The following is a 22,022-nucleotide window of genomic DNA, read 5'->3' on the forward strand; positions in this document are numbered from 1 at the left end:
GTCCGCCCAGCTGCCTGCCCGACACTCCGTGGCGGGGCGGACGGCCGCCGCCGGCTCGGCAGCTCGACTGATCGCCGCCGCACTAGAGGTAATTGGTCGACTGCGGGTTCGTCGTGGCTGGTCGCGCGGTTGCCCGCGCCCCCAGGGAGTTGCAGGCAAGCCTCGTTCGATCGTTCCGCAGGACCAGTAGCGCCATGTCGTCCGACTGCCTGCCCCTTGTGTGGCGGAGAACTGCCGTGAACAGGCCGCGCAGGATCGCCTGGGGAGTGATCGGGTGCTGCCTTGCGACACCGGCGAGCGCCGCCTGCAGTGAGAAGAACCGGCCCCGCGCGTCCCTCGCGTCCTCGACACCGTCCGTGTACAGGACCAGGGAGTCGCCGGGGAGCAGGGACCCGCAAGGCACCAAGGGCAGTTCCGCCGGCAGGGGGAACAGGCCCAGGGGCGGGAGGGGATCGGCGCGGGCGAGAGGCTCGACGGTGGTGCCGCTCAGCAGATACGGCCAGGGATGGCCGCAGTTGAGCGCGGTGATCTCGCCGTCACGGCCGATCTCCAGGAGCAGCACGGTGACGAAGTCCTCGACCGCGGGGTGCTCGTCGTGTGCCCGCTCGCGCAGATGCCGGGCCAGGGCCCGGTCCAGTCGGTGCAGCACCCGGCGCAGATCGGGTTCGTCGTGAACGGCCTCCCGGAAGCTGCCGAGGACGGCGGCGACCGTGCCGATGGCGGCGATGCCGTGGCCGCGCACATCACCCATGACCGCGCGTACGCCGTGCTCGGTGGCGATGACCTCGTACAGGTCGCCGCCGACCCGGGCGCTGCGGTCCGCGGAGAGCTGGGCGGCGGCGACGTTCAGTCCGTCGATGCGCGGTGGCAGCGGCCGCAGCAGCACACTCTGCGCGGCACCGGCGACCTCGCGCACCTGCCGTAGCTCGCGCACCAGGGCCCGCCGGACGTGCAGGATCAGCCCGGTCCCCACGGCGAAGAAGACGGCACTGGTCACGATCCGCGCACCGAGGCCGTCCTGCTGGGCGAGCGGGCAGGTCAGCTTGTAGGTGATCGCCATCGCACCCCAGGCGGTGGGCAGCCCGAACGCGAGCACCTTGCGGGGAACCCGAGCCTTGAAGCGGAGCATGCCGATGGTCCCCCAATAGGCCCTGACAAAGCAGAACGGACCGGCCTGGAAAGGCCGGTCCGATTCTGTCGGCAGATGGTCCGGAAGTACCAGATCACCCCGAGAAGTCACCCTATTGAGTGAGGTGACCTCACCGGGCCCGATGGGGGTGTGGGGGCTCGCCCCCACAAGGGGCGCGGGGAACTGCGCGAGCGGCCGCGACGAAACCCGCAGCCGGCAGACGACACGGTCCCCCGCGGCGATCAGCCCCGCAGCACGGCACCGGTACGCTCGCCCGCCAGGGCAACCGCCGCATCCCGAGCCGCCGAAGCCTCGTCAACCGTCAGCGTCCTGTCACCCGCGCGGAAGCGCAACGCGTACGCGAGCGACTTCCTGCCGTCGCCGAGCTGCTCGTCGTTGACGTACACGTCGAACAGGCGGATCGCCTCGAGGAGTTCACCCGCGCCCTCACGCAGCGCGGCCTCGACCTCGGCGGCCGGCACCGGCTTGTCCACGACGAGGGCCACGTCCTGTGTGGCCACCGGGAACGTGGAGATGCTCGGCGCCTGGGGCGTGCCGTCGCCGACCTGCTCCAGGGTGTCCAGGTCCAGCTCCATCGCGCAGGTGCGCGCGGGCAGACCGAGGGCCTTGAGCACCCGGGGGTGCAACTCGCCCGCGTGACCGACGACCTGCTCCGTGCCGTTCAAGGTCACGGCGAGTTCGGCGCACCGGCCGGGGTGCCACGGACCGTACTGGCCTCCGCGCACGATCAGCTCGGCACCGGCCTCGCGGGCCACGAGCCGGGCCGCCTCGACGGCGTCGGCCCAGTCGGCCGGACGTCCGGCGCCCCACCAGCCGGCCTGCTCACGCGCACCGGCGAGGACGACGGCCACGTGCCGCGGCTGCTCGGGCAGCACGGCGTCGAGCGCCGCGAGCTCCTCGTCCGTCGGGCGGCGGTCGACCGCCAGGTGACCGGCGGTGCCCTGCTCCTCGTTCGGAAGGAAGATCAGCCCGGTCTCGAACAGCGCCAGCTCGTGCGAGCCCCGCCCGTCGTTGCGCCGCAGCGCGCCGAGCAGACCCGGCAGCAGCGACGTGCGCAGCGCGGGCTCCTCGTCGTTGAGCGGGTTGACCAGCTTCACGACACGGCGGGCCCGGTCGTCGGCGGCCAGACCGAGCTGGTCGAAGACCTGCTCGCTGACGAAGGGGTAGTTCGGCGCCTCGACGTAGCCGGCCCCGGCCAGCGCGCGGCCGACGCGGCGGTGCAGGCGCTGACGGTGGGTCAGACCACGGCCGGAGGGCGGCTTGGGCAGCGTGGAGGGCAGGTTCTCGTAGCCCTCCAGCCGGATGACCTCTTCCGCCAGGTCGTTCGGCTCGAGCAGGTCGGGCCGCCAGGACGGCACGGTGACGATCAGCTCGTCCTGCCCGTAGACGTCACAGCCGATCTGCTGGAGCCGGCGTACGACGGTCTCCCGGCCGTACTCGACGCCCGCGACCTTGTCCGGGTGGTCGGCCGGGACGGTGATGGTGTGCGGAGCGGACGGCGTGACGACCTCGGTGACACCGGCGTCGGCGGTGCCGCCGGCCAGCAGCACCAGCAGGTCGACCGTGCGCTGGGCCGCCGCGGCGGCCGCGGCGGGGTCCACCCCGCGCTCGAAGCGACGGGACGCCTCCGACGACAGCTTGTGCCGGCGGGCCGTCCGCGCGATGGCGACCTGGTCGAAGTGGGCGGCCTCGATGACGACCGCGGTGGACGCGTTCTCGACGTCCTCGTGGTCGGCGATCTCGGTGTTGGCGCCGCCCATGACGCCCGCGAGACCGATGGGGCCGCGGTCGTCGGTGATGACGAGGTCCTCGGCGTGCAGTCCCCGCTCGACGTCGTCGAGGGTGACGAGCTTCTCGCCCTCCTCGGCGCGGCGCACGCCGATGGTGCCCTGGACCAGGTTGCGGTCGTAGGCGTGCAGCGGCTGGCCGAGCTCCATCATCACGTAGTTGGTGACGTCGACGGCGAGCGAGATCGGGCGCATGCCGACCTTCTGCAGGCGCCGCTGGAGCCAGATCGGCGAGCGGGCCTCGGGGCTGAGGCCGGTCACCGTGCGGGCGGTGAAGCGGTCGCAGCCCATCGGGTCCGAGACCTGCACCGGGTAGCCGAAGGCGTTCGGGCCGGGCACGTCGAGCAGCGCCGGGTCGCGCAGCGGGAGGCCGTAGGCGATGGCGGTCTCGCGGGCGACGCCGCGGATGGACAGGCAGTCGCCGCGGTTGGCGGTGACGGCGATGTCCAGGACCTCGTCGACCAGCTCCAGGAGCTCGATGGCGTCCTTGCCGACCTCGGTCTCCGGGGGCAGCACGATGATGCCGTGCGTGCCGTCGTCGCCCATGCCCAGCTCGCTGCTGGAGCAGATCATGCCGTGGGACGTACGGCCGTAGGTCTTGCGGGCGCTGATCGCGAAGCCGCCGGGCAGCACGGCGCCCGGGAGGACCACGACGACCTTGTCGCCGACCTGGAAGTTACGGGCGCCGCAGATGAGTTCCTGCGGCTCGCCGGTGCCGTTGGCCTGGCCCACGTCGACGGTGCAGAAGCGGATCGGCTTCTTGAACTCCGTCAGCTCCTCGATGGTCAGCACCTGGCCGACGACGAGGGGGCCCTTGAGGCCGTCGCCGAGCTGCTCGACGGTCTCGACCTCCAGACCGGCGGAAATGAGCTTGGCCTGGACGTCGCGTCCGGTCTGAGTCGCCGGCAGGTCGACGTACTCCCGCAGCCAAGAAAGCGGGACCCGCATCAGATCTCCATCCCGAACGGCCGGGTGAACCGGACGTCACCCTCGACCATGTCTCGCATGTCTTCGACGTTGTGGCGGAACATCAGCATCCGCTCGATGCCGAACCCGAAGGCGAAGCCGCTGTACTTCTCCGGGTCCACGCCACAGGCGGTGAGGACCCGCGGGTTGACCATGCCGCAGCCGCCGAGCTCGATCCAGCCCTCGGAGGAGCAGGTACGGCAGGGCCGGTCGGGGTTGCCCACGGACTCGCCCTTGCAGACGTAGCAGAGCATGTCCATCTCGGCGCTCGGCTCGGTGAAGGGGAAGAAGTTCGGCCGCAGCCGGGTCTTCATGCCCTCGCCGAACAGGGACTGGACCATGTGGTCCAGGGTGCCCTTGAGGTCCGACATGGTGAGGCCCTCGTCCACGGCGAGCAGCTCGACCTGGTGGAAGACCGGGGTGTGGGTGGCGTCCAGCTCGTCGGTGCGATACACGCGGCCGGGACAGATCACGTAGACCGGCAGCTCACGGCCGAGCAGCGAGCGGATCTGCACCGGCGAGGTGTGGGTGCGCAGCACGACACCGGACTCGGTGCCGCCGTCCGGGCCCTGCACGAAGAAGGTGTCCGCCTCGCCGCGCGCCGGGTGGTCCGGGCCGATGTTGAGGGCGTCGAAGTTGAACCACTCCGCCTCGACCTGCGGGCCCTCGGCCACCTCGTAGCCCATGGCCACGAAGATGTCCTCGATGCGCTCCGAGAGCGTGGTGAGCGGGTGGCGGGCGCCGGCCGGTACGCGGTCGTACGGCAGCGTGACGTCCACGGCCTCCTCGACGAGCACGCGCTGGTCGCGCTCGGCCTCCAGCTCGCCCTGGCGGGCGCCGAGAGCCTTGTTCACCGCGCCGCGGGCCTGCCCCACCCGCTTGCCGGCCTCGGCCTTGGCGTGCGGGGGCAGGGCGCCGATCTCGCGGTTGGCGAGGGCCAGCGGCGAGGTTCCGCCGGTGTGGGCGACCTTGGCCTCCTGGAGCGCGTCGAGGGAGTCCGCGGCGGCGAAGGCGGCGAGCGCCTCGTCCCGCATGCGCTCGATCTCATCCGGTTTCAGTGCCTCGACCTCGACAGGGTCGTACGACTTATTGGGTGCCGACATCTCTTCCCGTGCTTCCGATTGGCTGGCTGAAGTGCCCCGTCTTCGACCGGGAGACGATCGGCGGACGATTCGTCTCTGGTGGTGGACACAAAGGTGCCAATGGCCGAGTCTAACGGGGTCGGGGTGTGCGAATGCGCCCGTGGTGCCGCTCAGGCCATGAAGGCCGGGGCCGCCACGGGCAACGTAAATCGGAACTGTGCGCCGCCGCCGGGGGCGCGGCCGACCGTGATGGTGCCGCCGTGGGCCTCCACGATGCCCTTGACGATGTAGAGCCCGAGGCCGGTGCCGCCGCGCTTGCTGCCCCGCCAGAAGCGGGTGAAGACGCGGTTCATGGACTCCTCCGGGATGCCGGGCCCCTCGTCGCTCACGGTGACCGACGTGCCGGTGTCCTCGCCCTCTCGGGGGGACTCCGTGGCCGTGATGTCAATGGTGACCGTTCCGTCGCCGTGCCGCACGGCATTTTCGATGAGGTTGCTGAGCACCTGGTCGATCTTGTCCGGGTCGGCCCACAGGGCGGGCAGCGGCTGCTCGACGCGCAGCAGGAACCGGTCGGCGACCTGGCCCGCGGCGACGTACGCCTGGATGTGCCGCCCCACGGCCGCGCCTATGTCGACGGGCTGGCGGCGCACCTCCAGGCGTCCGCTGTCGATGCGCGAGATGTCGAGCAGCTCGGCGATGAGCCGGGTGACGCGGTCGGCGTCGGCGTCGACGGTCTCCAGCATCAGCCGCTTCTGGTCGTCGGTGAAGCGTTCCCACTTGGCGAGGAGCGTGGCGGTGAAGCCCTTGACCGAGGTCAGCGGGGAGCGCAGCTCGTGGGCGACGGTCGCGATCAGCTCGGCATGGCTGCGCTCGGTGCGGCGGCGGGCCTCGGTGTCGCGCAGCGAGACGACGACGCGGTGGACGGGCCCGCTCGGCTCGGTGCGGACGTAGCGCGCGGAGACCAGCACCTCGCGCCCGCCGGGCAGCAGCAGGTTGCGCTCGGGCTGCCCGCGCCTGATGGTCAGTCCGCCGTAGGGATCGGTCAGCTGCCACCAGCGGCGGCCCTCCAGATCCTCCAGCGGCAAAGCCTTGTCCAGGCGCTGTCCGAGGGCGTCGGCGGCGCGGACGGCGGTCATGCGCTCGGCGGCGGCGTTGAAGCAGATGACATGGCCGTGCTCGTCGGCGACGACGAGGCCGTCGGGCAGGTCGTCGGGGTCGAAGCCGAGCTCGGCGGGGTCACCGGTCCGGGACGCGGACGGCCGCGGCACCTGTTGTGCTCCCGGTGCGCTGCTCGTGCCGACACTCATCCCCGTACCCCACCTCTCACGACGGCTGAGGGGCCCCCGAGCTGGTCACCCTACTAGCTCTCGGTCACGCTGCGGCACCCTCCGGAGGCGCGCTGTGCACGGGCCGAGGCATAGAGACATACGGCGGCGGCGGTGGCGAGGTTCAGACTCTCGGCCTTCCCGTGGATCGGGACGCGCACGACGGCGTCGGCCAGCGCGCGGGTCTCCTCCGGGAGCCCCCACGCCTCGTTCCCGAACACCCAGGCGGTCGGCCCGCCCATGCTCCCCTTGTCGAGCTCGTCGTCGAGGTCCCGGTCCCCGGCACCGTCGGCGGCGAGGATGCGCACCCCGGCCTCCTGGAGTCCGGCCACGGCCCGCTCGACGGGCACCCCGACGGCGACGGGGAGGTGGAACAGGGAGCCGACGGAGGCCCGTACGGCCTTGGGGTTGTAGAGGTCGACGGAGGCGTCGGTGAGGACCACGGCCTCGGCGCCGGCGGCGTCGGCGCAGCGCAGCACGGTCCCGGCGTTCCCGGGGTCGCGCACATGTGCGAGGACGGCGACGAGCCTGGGCCGGGCGGCGAGGATCTCCTCGAAGGGGGTGTCGATGAACCGGCAGACGCCGACGAGGCCCTGCGGTGTGACGGTGGTGGAGATGTCGGCGATCACCTGCTCGTCGGCGAGGTGCACCCGCGCCCCGGCGGCCCGGGCCTCTCCGACGATGTCGGCGTACCGCTCCGCGGCCTCGACGGTGGTGAACAGCTCCACGAGCGTGGCTCCGTACGCCGCCGCCTCCCGCACGGCCTGCGGCCCCTCGGCGAGGAACAGCCGCTCCTTGCTCCGGAAGTTCCGCCTGGCGAGCCGCCGGGCGGCGGAGACGCGAGGGGAACGGGGGGAGATCAGCTCGGGGCTGACGGGGGGCATGGGCTTCACCTTGGAGTTCCGGGAGTCACGAACAGCAGGACCCGCAGACCTCCTCGGCCTGCGGGTCCCTTCAGTCACGTCGGCTCAGCGCCGTCGCAGCGTCACGCCGCCTTCGGGGCGTTGACGTCGCTCGGCAGCGCCTTCTGGGCGACCTCGACGAGCGCGGCGAACGCGTTCGCGTCGTTGACGGCCAGCTCGGCGAGGATCTTGCGGTCGACCTCGACGTTGGCGGCCTTCAGGCCCTGGATGAAGCGGTTGTACGTGATGCCGTTGGCGCGGGCAGCGGCGTTGATGCGCTGGATCCACAGCTGGCGGAAGTCACCCTTGCGCTTCTTGCGGTCGTTGTAGTTGTAGACCAGCGAGTGGGTGACCTGCTCCTTGGCCTTGCGGTACAGGCGCGAACGCTGACCGCGGTAGCCGGAGGCCTGCTCGAGGATCGCCCGGCGCTTCTTGTGGGCGTTGACTGCCCGCTTGACGCGTGCCACTTTTTAACTCCTTGTAGCGGGGCCGTGGTTGGACTCACACGACCCGGTATCGATTGGGTCCCGGTCGGAGATCAGGCGCGAGGACCGACGCGATGCGGTCCGCGCCCGACGTCACTTGCCGAGAAGCTTCTTGATCTTCGCGGCGTCGCCCGGGGCCATCTCGGCGTTGCCGGTCAGGCGGCGCGTCACGCGGGACGACTTGTGCTCGAGCAGGTGGCGCTTGCCGGCGCGCTCACGGAGCACCTTGCCGGAGCCGGTGATCTTGAAGCGCTTGCTGGCACCGCTGTGCGACTTGTTCTTCGGCATAGCGCCGTTCTCTCCTCGTAGGTGGCGCTCCGGTGCCCGGTCGTGAAACCGGGCACAGGTGGAGCGTCGCTCGTATTTCGATTGCGTCCTGGGGACTGGTGTCCCCCGGGATCACGCCTCGGCGGAAGCCTCGGCGGGCGCCTCGGTCTCCACGGCGTTCTCGGTGTCCGCGGCGTTCTGCGACTTGCCGGGGTTGGCCTTCGCTTCTGCCTTGCGGGCTTCCTGCGCCTGGCGGGCCTCGGCCATCGCCTCGGTCTTCTTCTTGTGCGGACCGAGAACCATGATCATGTTTCGGCCGTCCTGCTTCGGGTTCGACTCGACGAAACCGAGGTCCTGGACGTCCTCCGCGAGGCGCTGCAGCAGTCGGTAGCCCAGCTCGGGCCGGGACTGCTCGCGACCACGGAACATGATCGTGATCTTGACCTTGTCGCCCTGCTTGAGGAACCGGACGACGTGACCCTTCTTGGTGTCATAGTCGTGCGGGTCGATCTTCGGCCGGAGCTTCATCTCCTTGATGACCGTGTGCGCCTGGTTCTTGCGCGCCTCACGGGCCTTCATGGCCGACTCGTACTTGAACTTCCCGTAGTCCATGAGCTTGCACACAGGCGGACGGGCGTTCGCCGCGACCTCGACCAGGTCCAGGTCGTACTCCTGCGCAAGCTCCAGTGCCTTGGCCAGCGGGACGATGCCCACCTGCTCGCCACTGGGACCGACAAGTCGCACCTCGGGAACGCGAATCCGGTCGTTGATGCGGGGCTCGGCGCTGATGGATCCTCCTCGGTTAGCACCACACGGCGGTCTGGCGGACAGCCGCGTATGTCTCTTTTCGATAGACCTAACCGCGCCGAAGCACAAAAAATGCCCCGGACGATCACAGGCGGGGCTCCAAGCACTACCGGAGCACCGCCGCGATGATCGCGGGGCGCGATTTCGGGCGGCTCCATCGTCCGTACGGAACGATGGTGGCCGCCTGACCGGGGTGACCCGCCGTCCCGGGGGACGATCAGGTGGGAGTTCGGAGCCTCCACTTGTGGGTCGGCACATGACCGACCGGTCGGAAACCAGCGTACCAAATTTTGCAAGGACCGCTCACCGGGCGGTTAGGGTCGGCCGCATGGCCACGTCGATCTGGCTCTGGTCCGCCGAGGACGTCCCTCATCATGACGTACTCGGCGAGGAGGAGCGACGGCGGGCCGCGGCGCTGCGGGAGCCCCTGGGGGCGTACTTCACGGCGGCTCGGGTGGCGGTGCGGACGGTCCTCGGGGATCTGCTGGGGGTGCCGGGCGGCGACGTCGTGCTGGGGCATCACCCCTGCCCCGGCTGCGGGGATCCCGGCCACGGGCCGCCGCGGGTGGTGTGGCCCGAGACATCGCTGTGGATCAGCCTGAGCCGTGCGGAGCGCTACGGCGCCCTGGCGGTGAGCACGGCCGCTGTCGGGGTCGACATCGAGACGCACAAGCCGGTCGACCTGCCGGACCTCAGCCGTGCGGCACTCGCCCCGGCGGAGGCCGCCTGGCTGGACGGGTTCGCCGAGCCGCGCGCGCGGCTGCTCGGCTTCTACCGCTGCTGGACCCGCAAGGAAGCGGTGCTGAAGGCCGTGGGGGTGGGCATGAGCGTCGATCTGCGCCGGTGGGACACCATGCCCGGGGCCGACCGTGGCACCGTGCGGGACACGACGTCGAGCCCGGCACGGCTGTGGGCGGTGGAGAACCCGCCCTCCCTTCCGCAGACGACCATGGCCGTCGGCCGGCCGGCCGCGTCCGCGGCGGACGGCCTCTCCGTCAGGGCCCTGTCCGCGGCGGAGACCGCAGGGGCGGATTTCCCGGTGACCGGTGAGACTACGCTGAAGGGGTTCCGCGCCCTGAAAGAGATGTGAGCGATGACCGACAGTACGCAGCAGCCGTCCGACTTCGACGCCATGACCCGCGACATCGCCGAGGTCCCGGCGGTCGAGGTGATCGTGACGGTCGCCGTGAATCTGATGAGCGCCGCCGCCGTGAAGCTCGGTCTGACCGACGAGGGCGACAAGTTCAAGGACCTCGACGAGGCCCGCAAGCTGGTGCACGCCCTCGCCGGGCTGCTGGACGCGAGCGCGACCGAGATCAGCTCGTTCCACGCGGCGCCGCTGCGCGACGGCCTGAAGTCGCTCCAGCTCGCCTTCCGCGAGGCCTCCATCGTCCCGGACGAGCCCGGCCAGGGGCCCGGCGAGAAGTACACGGGCCCGGTCTACGGCTGACTCATCCGCGTACGTACAGGGGCTCGCCCGGTGGCGTCGTCCCGGCCGGCAGCACGGCCAGGTCGAGACCGCGCACCAGGCGGGCCCTCAGTGTTTCGGCGGCGGCGAGCCGCTCGGCGACCGCACGCGCGGCCTGAGCGGGTACGGCGGAGGCGTCCAGGACCAGGGCCAGGGTGCCGTCGGCCTGCCCGGGCCCCAGGTGGGCGCTGAGCACGGCCGGCACCTCGGACACGGCGGCCCGTACCGCCTCCCGCACGGCCGGATCGGCCAGCGGATCCGTGGTCGTACGCCCCTCGGCGACCGCGAGCAGCGCCCGCCCCGTCAGCTCGAAGGGCACCGGACCTGCCATGTCCAGCACGATCGTGTCCGCCTTCTCGTGCGCCGCGGCCTCCAGGGCCTGGTGCAGCCGTACGGCGACGGGGCGGGCCGCCGGGTCCCAGCGGGCGAGGGACTCGGTGGACGTGAAGGCGGGCAGGGCCGTGCGGTTGCCGGCCCTCAGGGTGGGGACGGCCATGTCGCTGGTCTTCTCGCGGCGCAGCCCGCCCTCCCGTCTCCCACCACCACCCTTCCGACGAGCTTCGCGCTCCTCCTCACTGTCCTCCTCGACCTCGCCGAGCACGGCCACGACCGGGACGAGCAGCCGGGCGTCCTTGAGCGCGCCCAGGACCGGGGCCTCGGCGGTGCGGTCCTCGGCCCAGGCCGCGAGCGCGGCACTCAGCCGCGGATCGGCGGAGCCGTCGTCGTCGGAGAAGGGGGAGTCGGGAATGTTCTTGTTCGCCACGGTCGACGACCCTATCGGGGGGATACTCCTGCGCTTGTGCGGCCCCGGTAACGCGCGCGTGACACCCGGTCGCCTGAATCTGCGAATCTCTGACACGCCTCTAACGTGCGTCTCACGGCATGCACAGACACAGCCACGACGATCGCGTACATGGAGTCATCCAGAGCCCGACGCGACCGCCGCGCCCGTCCGCCTCGACGCCGTCCCCTGCTCCACGGCGCCCTCGCCACCGTCGTCGTCGTGTGCGGTACGGCCGCGGGCACCGCGTACGTGCACACGGGGGCGCGCCCCGGGGTGCGGGCCGTATCGTCGGCGGCGACGTCGTCGCCCTCGGCGTCCAGCACGGACGACACGGACGGAAAGGCTTCGGTGGATCCGGTGGCGGAGCCGACGGTGAACCATGACGCGCTGCTGGCCCACGCGATGAAGGCGGTGCACGTCGAGGACGGCGCCGCGGTGTCGGTGGCGGTGCTGGACCTGGATTCCGGCGCGAGCGCGACCTACGGCGACGGCGGCTTCGACACCGCGAGCATCGTCAAGGTCGACATCCTGGCCGCGCTGCTGCTCCAGGCCCAGGACGCGGGGCGTGCGCTCACGACGGCGGAGCGGTCGTACGCCATCGACATGATCGAGCACAGCGACAACACCGCCGCCTCGGCGCTGTGGCGGACGATCGGGCAGGCGGACGGGCTGGACTCGGCGAACGGGCGCCTCGGGCTCACGGACACCGTCGGCGGGCACGACACGTACTGGGGGCTGACCCAGACCACCGCGGCCGATCAACTCGCTTTGCTGCGGCAGGTGTTCGGCGCGGCGGACTCACAGCTGAGCGCGGACTCGCGGGCGTATCTCACCGCGCTGATGGGACAGGTCGCGGCCGACCAGCGGTGGGGGGTGTCGGCCGTTGCCGACGGCTCCGGGTGGGCGCTGAAGAACGGCTGGCTGCCGCGCACGGCCACCGGGCTGTGGGACATCAACAGCATCGGGCGGGTGACGGTGGACGGCACCGGCTATCTGGTGGCGGTGCTCTCCGACGGCAACACGACCAAGCAGCGGGGCGTCGCGCTGGTCGAGGCGACGGCGCGGGCCGCGGTGTCGGTGTTCGCCGGTGGGAGCGCGTCCACCGCCCCGGGCGCCATGACACCGGCCGCCTGGTAGCGGGGCCGTCGGAGCCGGCGGCCAGGGCCTAGCGGCTCCGACGGCCCCGCCACACGACGACCGCCGACACCAGCAGGAGCCCGCCTGCGGTGCCTGCCAGCCATGCGGTCCAGCTCGTCGCGTCGTCGTCCGAGGAGGCCGCGTCGGGGCCCGCGCCGAAGTACTCCTCGCCGTAGGACGCCGGCTTCAGGTCCGCCGGCTTCATGCCTGCGGCCTTCTTGATGGCGGCGGCCGGGTCGACGAAGCCGTAGCCGCGGGAGTCGTCGCGGCCGTCGGCCGGGGCGTTGCGGGCCGTGTCCTGAAGGAGCTTCTTGATCTGGGCCGGGGTCAGGCCGGGGTGGGCGGCCTTGACCAGGGCGACCGCGCCGGAGACGAACGCGGCGGCGGCGCTGGTGCCCCAGCCCTCGTAGTACTTGTGGTCGGGGTCGGCGATGACGACCTTGTCGCCGGGGGCGCTGACCGTGGCGTACCAGCGGCGGGTGGAGAACGAGGCGCGGGTGCCGTAGCGGTCGACTGCGGTCGCGGCGATGACGCCGGGGTAGGCGGCCGGGTAGGAGATGTGGTCGCCCTTCTCGCCGCCGTTGCCGGCCGAGGCGACGACGACGGCGCCCTTCTTCAGGGCGTACTGCACGGCCTCGTCCTCGCCTGCCTCGGGGTGGGCGGACTTGGAGTCGTCGCCGAGGGAGAGGTTGATGACGTCGGCGCCGTGGTCGGCGGCCCAGCGGATGCCTTCGGCGAGGGCGTTGCCGCGGGTGCTGCGGGCCTTGGCGCGGGCGGGGTCGCCGTCCTCCAGGATCACGCGGACGGGGAGGATCTTGGCCTCGGGGGCGATGCCCATGACGCCGTCGCCGTTGTCGGCGCCGTGCCCGTGGCCGGCGATGATGCCGGCCATCGCGGTGCCGTGCCGGGCCCAGGCGCGGTCGCCGCGGTCGGCTCCGAAGCCGACCATGTCCTTGCCCTGGAGGACGTTGCCTGCGAGGTCGGGGTGGTCGCCCTCGACGCCGGTGTCGAGGACGGCGACGGTGACGCCCTTGCCCTTCGTGGTCTGCCAGGCCTCCTGCGTGTGCATGGCCTCCAGGGCCCACTGCTGGGCGCGTATGGAGTCGGCATGCGCTGTGGTGGGCGGCAGGAGGGCGAGGCAGGCGCCGAGGAGGGCGGCGAGCGGGCCGGTGCGTCGGGTCACGAGGTGCTTCACACCACTGGTCACGGTGGCGGAGGCCGCGCTGTTCAGGCCGGTCCGCGTACCTGGGTTCGCGCCGGGGTGCGTGCCGGGGTTCATGACGGCTGCTCCGTGGACGGGCCGACGTTCTTGCGCAGGGCGCGCTCGATCCGGTCGGCGAGGCCCTGTGCCTCGTGGCCGAGGCCGGCCTGGGCGACGGCCGTGGTGGCGTCGGACTCCATGGCCTCCTCGGCCGGCTGGGGTTCGTCGACGGTGCGGTGGTCGGCCCAGCCGGAGACGGCGTAGACGACGACGGGGGCGTCGGTCAGCACCGAGATGGTCCAGGAGGCGCGCTGGTCGTTGCCGAAGCCGGCGGCCTTGGTGCCCTTGGCGGCGTACGGACGGGGCATGAGGTCGGTACGCCGGTCGAGGCCCTCCTTGGAGAAGCGGCCGTCGAGCGAGCGCATCGCGGTGGCGTCGGCGTCGGTGAAGAGCAGGCCGACGGTGGTGACGTGGCTCTGGGTGGCGTCGGTGTAGGTGGCGCGCAGCAGGCGCCGGCAGCCGACGGGGGCGAGAGCCTTGCGCAGGAGCGGGTCGAAGGCGCCCGTGCAGCCGCTGTCGGGGGCGACAGCGATCCGCGTCCAGGTCCGGTCGGCTCCGCCGGGGCCGGCGCCCTTCCCGATCACGGTGCGCGGGAAGAGCTGGTCGACGGGTACGCCGTGCCACAGGCTGCCGGCGGCGGCGAAGGTGTCCCGAGCGCCGCCGTCACCGGGCTCCCCGACCAGCCAACTCCCGGTCAGTGCCCCGCCGATGAGCCCGACGCCGAGCACGACACAGGCGGCGGCGGCGATCCGAGGCCTGAGCCGCATCCCGAGCGGACGCGGCCGCGCCTGTTGGTCGTACCCCTCGGGCTCCCCGAACGACACGACGGGCCGCCCGGACGCCGGCGGCGTGGGGGCGCTCCAGGACAGGGACGGGTCCGGCGAGAACTGTGCGGAGGACCCCTGGCTCCCCGTCGGGTACGACGCACCGCCCGGGCCTGCACCGGAGCCCGACGCCTCGTACCCGCCACCGCCCGGGGGCGCCGTCACAGGCGGACGCATGGGCGGCAGCGGCGCGGACGCGGAACGCCGGGGGGCCTCGGAGGGAGCGGCGCCGGGACGGTGGGGCGTACCGAGGGAACCTTGCGCGGAGGCGGAGGCCGCTCGTGGGGGCGCACCGGGGGAACCGTGCGCCGGGGGGTCGGCGGGGCGGGAGGGCATGCCCTGCCCGGAAGCGTTGCCGGGTGCACCTTGGGTGGGGGCACTGCCGGGACGGGACGGCATGCCCGTGCCGCCCTGCCCGGAAGCGGTGCCGGGGGAACCCTGAGCCGGGGCGCTGCCGGGACGAGAGGGCGTGCCGACGGAACCCTGGGCCGGGACGCTGCCGGGACGAGAAGGCGTGCCGACGGAACCCGGCCCGGGAGCGCTGCCCGCACGCGGATCCATGCCCGGAGCACCTTGGACCGGGGCACTGCCGGGACGAGACGGCATGCCCGTGCCGCCCTGCCCGGAAGCGGTGCCGGGGGAACCCTGAGCCAGGACGCTGCCGGGACGAGAAGGCGTGCCGACGGAACCCGGCCCGGGAGCGCTGCCCGCACGCGGATCCATGCCCGGAGCACCTTGGACCGGGGCACTGCCAGAGCGGGACGGCATGCCCGTGCCGCCCTGCCCCGAAGCGGTGCCGGGGGAACCCTGGCCGCTGGAGGGGCGGTTGGTGGTGTCGGTCGCGGGGATCGGGCGGAGGCGGAACGTCATCTCCGCGGCGGTCTCGGCGGGGGCCCCCGTGCGCCGTGGGGTCGAGGGGCGGTCGGCGGGGCGGCGCGGCGTGCCGCCGGGTGCGGCCGGGCCGGCGCTCTCGGGGTTCCGCGAGGCGCTCGTGGCCGGGCGACGGCCTGCGTTCTCGGGGCTCGGTGTCGCGCCCATGGCGGGGCTGCGGCCGACGTTCTCGGGATTCGGTGACGTGCCCGTGCCCATGGCCGGGCGGCGACCGGTGCTCTCAGGGCTCGGTGGCACTCCCGCGCCCATAGCCGGGCGACGACCGACGTTCTCGGGGCTCGGTGACGTGCCCGCGCCCATGGCCGGGCGACGACCCGTGCTCTCAGGGCTCGGTGACGTGCCCGTACCCATGGCCGGGCGACGACCCGTGCTCTCGGAGCTCGGTGGCACTCCCGCGCCCATAGCCGGGCGACGACCGACGTTCTCGGGGCTCGGTGACGTGCCCGTGCCCGCGCCCATGGCCGGGCGGCGACCGGTGCTCTCAGGGCTCGGTGACACTCCCGCGCCCGGGCGGCCCGCGTTGGGTGGGGCGTCCGGGAAGCGCGCGGAGGCCCGGGGTGGGGGTGGGGCGGTGCCGGAGCCGGGGGACGGGATGCGGGCGCTCGGGTGGGGGCGGGTGTCCGAGGGGGTGGGCGTCCGGGAGCCGGCCACCGGATCGGGAGTGCGTCCGTCGCCCTCGGGGTCCGGGCTCACGTCGACACCGCCCGGCACCGACCCCTCCGTTCGCGCGTCCTCGCCGCCGTCCCTGTCCTCGTCCCGCGGGTCGCCGGTGATCGGCGGATGCGGGGGTCTGGGCGGGAGAGGCGGCACGGCGGGCGGAGGCGGGGCCGACGGGCGCGGGGGGATGGGGGCGCGACGCGCTTCCGTGCTCATGCACCCCCCGTTTCCTCGTCCCCTGGCCCGTCCTCGGGCATGGGCCGCCGTTGTCGTTCACGGTCTGCCCCACCCGGTACGGACTCCTCCGACCAGGCACGCATACCCGCGCCGAGGGAGCGTCATCCCGGCGCGAGAGGCGGCCGTGGACGTTCCCACATGCGTGCGCGTCACTCTACGGGTTGAACCTGCGCGAACGGGAACCAGTCCACGACCCCGTGCAGATCTGCCCGGAACGTCCCCCTACCCTGCGGTAATCCCGTCTGGCAGGCTGCGTTCATGACTGCGCGCGCCGCCGACCGGGCCCGTTACGACCGGGCCACCGCCCATCTCGACGCCCCCCTCGCGATCGTGGACCTGGACGCCTTCGACGCCAACGCGGAGGACATGCGCCGCCGGGCCGGCGGCAAGCCGATCCGGGTCGCCAGCAAGTCCGTCCGCTGCCGGGCGCTGCTGGAACGCGTCCTCGCGAAGGACGGCTTCGCGGGCCTGATGTCGTTCACCCTCACCGAGTCGCTGTGGCTGGCGCGCTCCGGGTTCGACGACGTCCTGCTCGCGTATCCGTCGGCCGACCACGCCGGGTTCGCGGAGCTGGCCGGCGACCCCAAGCTCGCCGCCGCCGTCACGGTGATGATCGACGACCCGGCGCAGCTGCGGCTGATCGACGCCGCCCGCAACGGCGGCCGGGAAGTGGTGCGGGTCTGCCTGGAGTTGGACACGTCCCTGAAGCTGCTGGGCGGACGGGTCCGCGTCGGTGCCCGGCGCTCGCCCCTGCACTCCCCCGCCGAGGTCGCCGACATGGCCCGGACCGTCGCCCGCCGGCCGGGGTTCCAGCTCGTCGGGATCATGGCGTACGAGGGGCACATCGCCGGGGTCGGTGACTCGGTGGCGGGGCGCCCGCTGCGGTCGCGTGCCGTACGGCTGATGCAGGCCACCGCCCGCCGGGAGCTCGCCCGGCGCCGGGCGGAGGTGGTGCGGGCCGTGCGTGCGGTGGCGCCGGACCTGGAGTTCGTCAACGGCGGCGGCACCGGCAGTGTGCAGTTCACGGCCGCCGAGGACGCCGTGACCGAGATCGGCGCCGGGTCGGGGCTGTACGTCCCGCGGCTGTTCGACAACTACACGTCCTTCAGCGGGCGTCCCGCCGCGCTGTTCGCCCAGCCCGTCGTGCGCCGGCCGGGCGTCGGGGTGGTGACCGTCCTCGGCGGCGGGTATCCGGCCTCCGGTGTGGCGGGTCCCGACCGGCTGCCGGTGCCGTACCTGCCGGAGGGGCTGCGCTACGACCCGCAGGAGGGTCCCGGCGAGGTGCAGACGCCGCTGCTCGGCTCCCCCGCCGACGATCTGCTGCTCGGCGACAAGGTGTGGTTCCGGCACGCGAAGGCCGGTGAACTGTGCGAGCGGTTCGACGCGTTGCACCTGATCGAGGGCGATTCGGTGACGGCGACCGTGCCGACGTACCGGGGCGAGGGCCACACGTTCCTGTAGCGCGCCGGGCGCTCAGTCCGCGGTGGACCGGATGCCCTTGGTGAGGCGGTCCATGTCGGCCGGCGGCGGCCCGTCGTCGCCCGCGTCGAAGACGTAGCGGACGATGACCGGTGACCCGGTGCCGACGCCGGAGGGGAAGGCGAGGGACTGGACGTAGCCGCCCGGTCCCTCGGCCGTGGTCACCCGCCAGCGCACGAACCAGCCGGCGCGGCCCGCCACCGTGACCGGGCCGGACGCCGTGACCTCGTGGGACTCGATGCCGCCGAAGGGGCGCCGGCCGATGAGGTCGCGGTCGTAGGCGGCGTCGGCCGCTTTCTCGATGTCGGCCTTGGCGATCGCCTCGGGGGAACTCCCGTCGTCCGCGGACGCGGTGCGCGAGCTGACCTTGCCGTGCCGGCAGAAGCCGAAGTCGGCGGGGCAGTCGTAGGTGCCGTCCGTGGTCATGAGGATGTCGGCCTCGGTGACGTTGCGCGGTCTGACCCAGCCGTCGAGCAGCGGCAGGGTGATGCCGTTGAGCTGGTCCGTGACCACCGCCGGGCCGTCGGCGGGGGGTTCGGAGCCGGCCTCGGGCGGGCTCGGGGTGTCCGACGCCGGCTCGCGGTCCACGGGCTGCGAGGTCGCGAGCGTCGGCGCGGTCTCCGCCTTCCCGTCCCCGTCGTCCTCGCCGAGGACGATCACGCCCGTGACGATCGCCGTGAGCAGGACCGCCCCGGCGGCGATCAGGGCGACGGCCTTCGGCCCCTTCCCGGAGCCACCCCCGGCCGGCTGTCGCCCCGGCGTCAGCGGCACGGTCGGCTGCGACCCGTACGCCGGCGCGCCGGACACCGGCGGCGTCGGAGCCGCCGGTGCCTCGGGGGCGCGCCGGTGCTCGGTCCAGGCGGTGCCGTCCCACCAGCGCTCCAGGTGCGGGGCGGAGGGGTCGCGGTACCAGCCGGGCGGGGGCGTCATGCTCATTCCGGCAACTGTAGGGCGGCCTACAGCGGCGTGACGTAGGCCCCCGAGATTCCGCCGTCGACCAGGAAGTCGGTGGCGTTCACGAAGGACGAGTCGTCGCTGGCCAGGAACGCGACCGCGGCGGCGATCTCCTCCGCCTCGGCGAAGCGGCCGACCGGGATGTGCACCAGCCGGCGGGCGGCGCGCTCCGGGTCCTTGGCGAACAGCTCCTGGAGCAGCGGGGTGTTGACCGGACCCGGGCACAGGGCGTTGACCCGGATGCCGTCGCGGGCGAACTGCACGCCCAGCTCACGGGACATGGCGAGGACGCCGCCCTTGGAGGCCGTGTAGGAGATCTGGGACGTGGCGGCGCCCATCCTCGCCACGAACGACGCCGTGTTGATGATGGAGCCGCTGCCCTGCCGGCGCATGTAGGGGATGGCGGCCTTGCAGCACAGGTAGACGGAGGTGAGGTTGACCTCCTGGACGCGCTTCCAGGCCTCCAGGCCGGTCTCCAGGATGGAGTCGTCGTCGGGCGGCGAGATGCCGGCGTTGTTGAAGGCGATGTCGACGCTGCCGTAGGTCTCGAACGCCGTCCTGAACAGCGCCTCGACCTGTTCGGGGTCGGTGACGTCGACCTTCACGAAGGTCCCGCCGACCTCCTCGGCGGCCGCCTTGCCGCGCTGTTCGTCGACGTCACCGCAGACGACGCGGGCACCCTCGGAGGCGAGCCGGCGGGCGGTGGCGAGACCGATGCCGCTGCCGGCGCCGGTGATGACGGCGGTACGGCCGACGAGACGCCGGCAAATGTTGTCTGCGGTCACTGTGCGGGACCCTCCGTGCTGATGAAGACGTTCTTGGTTTCGGTGAAGGCGGTCAGGGCGTCAGGGCCCAGCTCGCGTCCGATGCCGGACTGCTTGAACCCGCCGAACGGGGTCCAGTAGCGGACGCTGGAGTGCGAGTTGACGGACAGGTTGCCGGCCCGCACGGCCTGGGAGACGCGCAGGGCACGGCCGACGTCCCGGGTCCAGATGGAGCCGGAGAGGCCGTAGTCGGTGGCGTTGGCGAGGGCCACCGCCTCCGCCTCGTCCTCGAAGGGGAGGACGACGGCGACGGGCCCGAAGACCTCCTCCACGGCCACGCGCGCGCGTGGGTCGACGCCGGTGAGGACGGTGGGCGGGAACCAGAAGCCGGGGCCCTCGGGGGCCTTGCCGCGGATGCCCTCGGCGCTCGCGTCGACGTACGAACGCACGCGTTCCAGCTGGGACCTGGAGATCAGCGGGCCCATGTCGGTCGTCGCGTCGGCCGGGTCGCCGACCGTCACGGCCTCGATGGCGGGGGCCAGCAGCTCCAGGAACCGGTCGTAGGCGGAGCGCTGGACCAGGATGCGGGTGCGGGCGCAGCAGTCCTGGCCGGAGTTGTCCAGGAAGGACATGGGGGCGGCGGCCGCGGCGGCTTCGAGGTCGGCGTCGGCGAAGACGATGTTGGGGCTCTTGCCGCCGAGTTCGAGGGTGACGCGCTTGAGCAGCGCGGAGCCCTTGGCGAGGACCTGCTTGCCCACGCCCGTCGAACCGGTGAAGACGATCTTCGCGACGCCGGGGTGCTCGACGAGGGCGTTGCCGGCGACGGGACCGTGGCCGGGAAGAACCTGGAACAGGCCATCCGGAAGACCCGCCTCCAGCGCCAGCTCCGCCAGTCGGAGTGCCGTCAGCGGGGTCGTCTCGGCGGGCTTGAGCAGGACCGCGTTGCCGGCCGCCAGCGCGGGGGCGGTGCCCCAGGCGGCGATCGGCATCGGGAAGTTCCAGGGAGCGATGACGCCCACGACACCGAGCGGTTCGAGGATGGTGACGTTCAGGCCGCCGGGGACCGGGATCTGCTGTCCCGTCAGCCGTTCCACTCCCCCGGCCGCGTAGTCGAGCAGATCGCGGACGTTGCCCGCCTCCCAGCGGGCGTTGCCGACGGTGTGCCCGGCCTCCCGGACCTCCAACTGGGCGAGTTCTTCGAGGTGTTCGTCCACGACGACGGCGAACCGCCGCAGCAGTCGGGCGCGTTCGCCGGGCGCGAGGGCGGACCACAGGACTTGCGCTTTCGTGGCGCGTACGACCGCCGCGTCCACGTCGGCCGCGGTGGCGGCCGGGACGGTGGCGACGACCTCTTCGGTGGCCGGATTCAGTACCTGGAGCTGGTCGGACAAGAAGTGCCTCACATGCGTTCGAAGGAGCGGCGCAGCTCCCAGTCGGTCACCGCGGCGTCGAAGGCCTCGAGTTCGACGCGGGCCATGTTGCGGTAGTGGGCGACGACCTCGTCGCCGAAGGCGGCCTTGGCGATCGGGCTGTTCTCCCAGAGCTCGGCGGCCTCGCGCAGGGTCGTGGGGACGTGCGCGAAGTCGGCGGTGTAGGCGTTGCCGGGACAGGCTTCGGGGAGCTCCAGCTTCTGCTCGATGCCGTACAGGCCGGCGGCCACCAGTCCCGCGACCGCGAGGTGCGGGTTGACGTCGCCGCCGGGGAGGCGGTTCTCGAAGCGCATCGAGCGGCCGTGGCCGACGACGCGCAGGGAGCAGGTGCGGTTGTCGTATCCCCAGGCGACGGCGGTCGGGGCGAAGGAACCCGGCTGGAACCTCTTGTAGGAGTTGATGTGGGGCGCGTACAGCAGCGAGAAGTCACGCAGGGCGGCCAGCTGGCCGGCGAGGAAGTGGCGCATGACGTCCGACATGCCGCCCTCTCCGTCCCCGGCCATGGCGTTGTTGCCGGCGGCGTCCGCGAGGGAGAGGTGGATGTGGCAGGAGTTGCCCTCGCGCTCGTTGTACTTGGCCATGAAGGTGATCGAGACGCCCTCCTGGGCGGCGATCTCCTTGGTGCCGGTCTTGTAGATCGCGTGCTGGTCGCAGGTGACCAGGGCGTCGTCGTACTTGAAGGCGATCTCGTGCTGGCCGGGGTTGCACTCGCCCTTGGCGGACTCGACGGTGAGGCCGGCGCCCGCCATCTCGTTGCGGATGCGGCGCAGCAGCGGCTCGATCCGGCCGGTGCCGAGCACCGAGTAGTCGATGTTGTACTGGTTGGCCGGGGTGAGCCCCCGGTAGTTCGCGTCCCAGGCCTGCTCGTAGGTGTCCTTGAAGACGATGAACTCCAGCTCGGTGCCGACGTTCGCCGTGTAGCCGTGCTCGGCCAGGCGCTCCAGCTGGCGGCGCAGGATCTGGCGGGGCGCGGCGACCACGGGCGAGCCGTCGTTCCAGGCGAGGTCGGCGATCAGCATGGCCGTGCCGGCGTTCCACGGGACGCGGCGCAGCGTGGCCAGGTCCGGGTGCATGGCGAAGTCGCCGTAGCCGCGGTCCCAGGACGACATGGTGTAGCCCTCGACGGTGTTCATCTCGGTGTCGACGGCGAGGAGGTAGTTGCAGCCCTCGGTGCCGTGGTGGAGTACCTCGTCGAGGAAGAAGCGGGCGGCGAACCGCTTGCCCTGGAGCCGCCCTTGCATATCGGGGAACGCGAGGACGACAGTGTCGATCTCACCGCCCGCGACGAGGGCGTGCAGCTCCTCGACGCTCAGCGGGGGTGTGCGGTCTGCCACGGGAGAGCCTCCATTCGGCTACTTCGGTCAG

At 72.5% G+C, this 22,022-nt stretch carries 18 protein-coding genes and 1 pseudogene; 4 read left to right on the forward strand and 15 right to left on the reverse strand.

Annotation, left to right across the window (positions count from 1 at the left end):
* Window positions 1-82 precede the first annotated feature (82 nt).
* From AC3ETA_RS06340 to infC, 8 genes and pseudogenes are all read right to left on the reverse strand, one after another.
* The gene (locus tag AC3ETA_RS06340) at window positions 83-1,129 is read right to left on the reverse strand and encodes a PP2C family protein-serine/threonine phosphatase (RefSeq protein ID WP_432191801.1); all 1,047 of its coding nucleotides are present in this window, start codon (window positions 1,127-1,129) and stop codon (window positions 83-85) included.
* A 242-nt stretch (window positions 1,130-1,371) separates the two neighbouring features.
* Window positions 1,372-3,885 (reverse strand): phenylalanine--tRNA ligase subunit beta, encoded by a 2,514-nt coding sequence (gene pheT / locus AC3ETA_RS06345; protein WP_432191802.1) that lies wholly within the window; start codon window positions 3,883-3,885, stop codon window positions 1,372-1,374.
* Window positions 3,885-5,006 carry a phenylalanine--tRNA ligase subunit alpha gene (gene pheS / locus AC3ETA_RS06350; RefSeq protein WP_432191803.1) on the reverse strand — a complete coding sequence of 374 codons (1,122 nt, stop codon included), beginning with the start codon at window positions 5,004-5,006 and terminating at the stop codon, window positions 3,885-3,887. Before pheS ends, pheT begins: the two co-directional genes overlap by 1 nt.
* A gap of 149 nt (window positions 5,007-5,155) precedes the next feature.
* Window positions 5,156-6,292 (reverse strand): sensor histidine kinase, encoded by a 1,137-nt coding sequence (locus tag AC3ETA_RS06355; RefSeq protein WP_432191804.1) that lies wholly within the window; start codon window positions 6,290-6,292, stop codon window positions 5,156-5,158.
* A gap of 53 nt (window positions 6,293-6,345) precedes the next feature.
* Window positions 6,346-7,194: a TrmH family RNA methyltransferase gene (locus AC3ETA_RS06360; RefSeq protein WP_432191805.1), complete on the reverse strand. Its 849-nt coding sequence runs from the start codon at window positions 7,192-7,194 to the stop codon at window positions 6,346-6,348.
* A 101-nt stretch (window positions 7,195-7,295) separates the two neighbouring features.
* A complete protein-coding gene (gene rplT, locus AC3ETA_RS06365; protein WP_006141703.1) occupies window positions 7,296-7,679 on the reverse strand; it encodes a 50S ribosomal protein L20 in 384 nt (127 codons plus the stop codon).
* Window positions 7,680-7,790: 111 nt separating this feature from the next.
* The gene (gene rpmI / locus AC3ETA_RS06370) at window positions 7,791-7,985 is read right to left on the reverse strand and encodes a 50S ribosomal protein L35 (protein ID WP_003977225.1); all 195 of its coding nucleotides are present in this window, start codon (window positions 7,983-7,985) and stop codon (window positions 7,791-7,793) included.
* Between the two features lie 111 nt (window positions 7,986-8,096).
* A pseudogene (gene infC, locus AC3ETA_RS06375) lies at window positions 8,097-8,778 on the reverse strand (translation initiation factor IF-3).
* A 321-nt stretch (window positions 8,779-9,099) separates the two neighbouring features.
* On the opposite strand from infC, the gene AC3ETA_RS06380 reads away from it, so the two are divergent.
* Both AC3ETA_RS06380 and AC3ETA_RS06385 read left to right on the forward strand, forming a co-directional pair.
* The gene (locus AC3ETA_RS06380) at window positions 9,100-9,861 is read left to right on the forward strand and encodes a 4'-phosphopantetheinyl transferase family protein (protein WP_432191806.1); all 762 of its coding nucleotides are present in this window, start codon (window positions 9,100-9,102) and stop codon (window positions 9,859-9,861) included.
* A gap of 3 nt (window positions 9,862-9,864) precedes the next feature.
* A complete protein-coding gene (locus tag AC3ETA_RS06385; RefSeq protein ID WP_030963780.1) occupies window positions 9,865-10,221 on the forward strand; it encodes a DUF1844 domain-containing protein in 357 nt (118 codons plus the stop codon).
* Window position 10,222: 1 nt separating this feature from the next.
* On the opposite strand, the gene AC3ETA_RS06390 is transcribed toward AC3ETA_RS06385, so the two are convergent.
* Entirely contained in the window at window positions 10,223-11,002 is a 780-nt protein-coding gene (locus AC3ETA_RS06390) for an SseB family protein (protein WP_432191807.1), read from the reverse strand.
* A gap of 150 nt (window positions 11,003-11,152) precedes the next feature.
* Here AC3ETA_RS06390 and AC3ETA_RS06395 point away from each other — a divergent pair, with 150 nt between their 5' ends.
* Window positions 11,153-12,160, forward strand: a complete 1,008-nt coding sequence (locus AC3ETA_RS06395; RefSeq protein ID WP_432191808.1) for a serine hydrolase — start codon at window positions 11,153-11,155, stop codon at window positions 12,158-12,160.
* A 28-nt stretch (window positions 12,161-12,188) separates the two neighbouring features.
* On the opposite strand, the gene mycP is transcribed toward AC3ETA_RS06395, so the two are convergent.
* Window positions 12,189-13,439, reverse strand: a complete 1,251-nt coding sequence (mycP, locus tag AC3ETA_RS06400; protein ID WP_432191809.1) for a type VII secretion-associated serine protease mycosin — start codon at window positions 13,437-13,439, stop codon at window positions 12,189-12,191.
* The gene (locus tag AC3ETA_RS06405) at window positions 13,436-14,422 is read right to left on the reverse strand and encodes a hypothetical protein (protein ID WP_432191810.1); all 987 of its coding nucleotides are present in this window, start codon (window positions 14,420-14,422) and stop codon (window positions 13,436-13,438) included. Before AC3ETA_RS06405 ends, mycP begins: the two co-directional genes overlap by 4 nt.
* A 1,866-nt stretch (window positions 14,423-16,288) precedes the next feature.
* Between AC3ETA_RS06405 and AC3ETA_RS06410 the strand changes: the two genes are divergently transcribed.
* Window positions 16,289-17,491, forward strand: coding sequence for an amino acid deaminase/aldolase (locus tag AC3ETA_RS06410; RefSeq protein ID WP_432191811.1), 1,203 nt, complete (start codon window positions 16,289-16,291; stop codon window positions 17,489-17,491).
* 12 nt (window positions 17,492-17,503) lie between these two features.
* Here AC3ETA_RS06410 and AC3ETA_RS06415 read toward each other — a convergent pair whose 3' ends face one another.
* The 4 genes from AC3ETA_RS06415 to AC3ETA_RS06430 are packed head-to-tail and all read right to left on the reverse strand — an operon-like array spanning window position 17,504 to window position 21,991.
* On the reverse strand, window positions 17,504-18,439 hold the full coding sequence (locus AC3ETA_RS06415) for a DUF2510 domain-containing protein (RefSeq protein ID WP_432191856.1): 936 nt from the start codon (window positions 18,437-18,439) through the stop codon (window positions 17,504-17,506).
* Between the two features lie 26 nt (window positions 18,440-18,465).
* A complete protein-coding gene (locus AC3ETA_RS06420; RefSeq protein WP_432191812.1) occupies window positions 18,466-19,248 on the reverse strand; it encodes a 3-oxoacyl-ACP reductase in 783 nt (260 codons plus the stop codon).
* A complete protein-coding gene (locus AC3ETA_RS06425; RefSeq protein WP_432191813.1) occupies window positions 19,245-20,618 on the reverse strand; it encodes an aldehyde dehydrogenase family protein in 1,374 nt (457 codons plus the stop codon). The genes AC3ETA_RS06420 and AC3ETA_RS06425 overlap by 4 nt, the downstream gene beginning before the upstream one ends.
* A gap of 8 nt (window positions 20,619-20,626) precedes the next feature.
* Entirely contained in the window at window positions 20,627-21,991 is a 1,365-nt protein-coding gene (locus AC3ETA_RS06430; protein WP_432191814.1) for a glutamine synthetase family protein, read from the reverse strand.
* Window positions 21,992-22,022 lie beyond the last annotated feature (31 nt).

The organism is Streptomyces sp. bgisy027, assembly GCF_057710365.1.

Bases quoted from the DNA above. Each gene is read 5' to 3' on its own strand.
- AC3ETA_RS06415 (WP_432191856.1), bottom strand. From the start codon at position 18,439: ATGACGCCCCCGCCCGGCTGGTACCGCGACCCCTCCGCCCCGCACCTG.
- AC3ETA_RS06340 (WP_432191801.1), bottom strand. From the start codon at position 1,129: ATGCTCCGCTTCAAGGCTCGGGTTCCCCGCAAGGTGCTCGCGTTCGGG.
- AC3ETA_RS06395 (WP_432191808.1), top strand. From the start codon at position 11,153: ATGGAGTCATCCAGAGCCCGACGCGACCGCCGCGCCCGTCCGCCTCGA.
- rpmI (WP_003977225.1), bottom strand. From the start codon at position 7,985: ATGCCGAAGAACAAGTCGCACAGCGGTGCCAGCAAGCGCTTCAAGATC.
- AC3ETA_RS06410 (WP_432191811.1), top strand. From the start codon at position 16,289: ATGACTGCGCGCGCCGCCGACCGGGCCCGTTACGACCGGGCCACCGCC.
- AC3ETA_RS06380 (WP_432191806.1), top strand. From the start codon at position 9,100: ATGGCCACGTCGATCTGGCTCTGGTCCGCCGAGGACGTCCCTCATCAT.
- AC3ETA_RS06405 (WP_432191810.1), bottom strand. From the start codon at position 14,422: ATGCGTCCGCCTGTGACGGCGCCCCCGGGCGGTGGCGGGTACGAGGCG.
- AC3ETA_RS06355 (WP_432191804.1), bottom strand. From the start codon at position 6,292: ATGAGTGTCGGCACGAGCAGCGCACCGGGAGCACAACAGGTGCCGCGG.
- pheS (WP_432191803.1), bottom strand. From the start codon at position 5,006: ATGTCGGCACCCAATAAGTCGTACGACCCTGTCGAGGTCGAGGCACTG.
- AC3ETA_RS06360 (WP_432191805.1), bottom strand. From the start codon at position 7,194: ATGCCCCCCGTCAGCCCCGAGCTGATCTCCCCCCGTTCCCCTCGCGTC.
- pheT (WP_432191802.1), bottom strand. From the start codon at position 3,885: ATGCGGGTCCCGCTTTCTTGGCTGCGGGAGTACGTCGACCTGCCGGCG.
- mycP (WP_432191809.1), bottom strand. From the start codon at position 13,439: ATGAACCCCGGCACGCACCCCGGCGCGAACCCAGGTACGCGGACCGGC.
- AC3ETA_RS06385 (WP_030963780.1), top strand. From the start codon at position 9,865: ATGACCGACAGTACGCAGCAGCCGTCCGACTTCGACGCCATGACCCGC.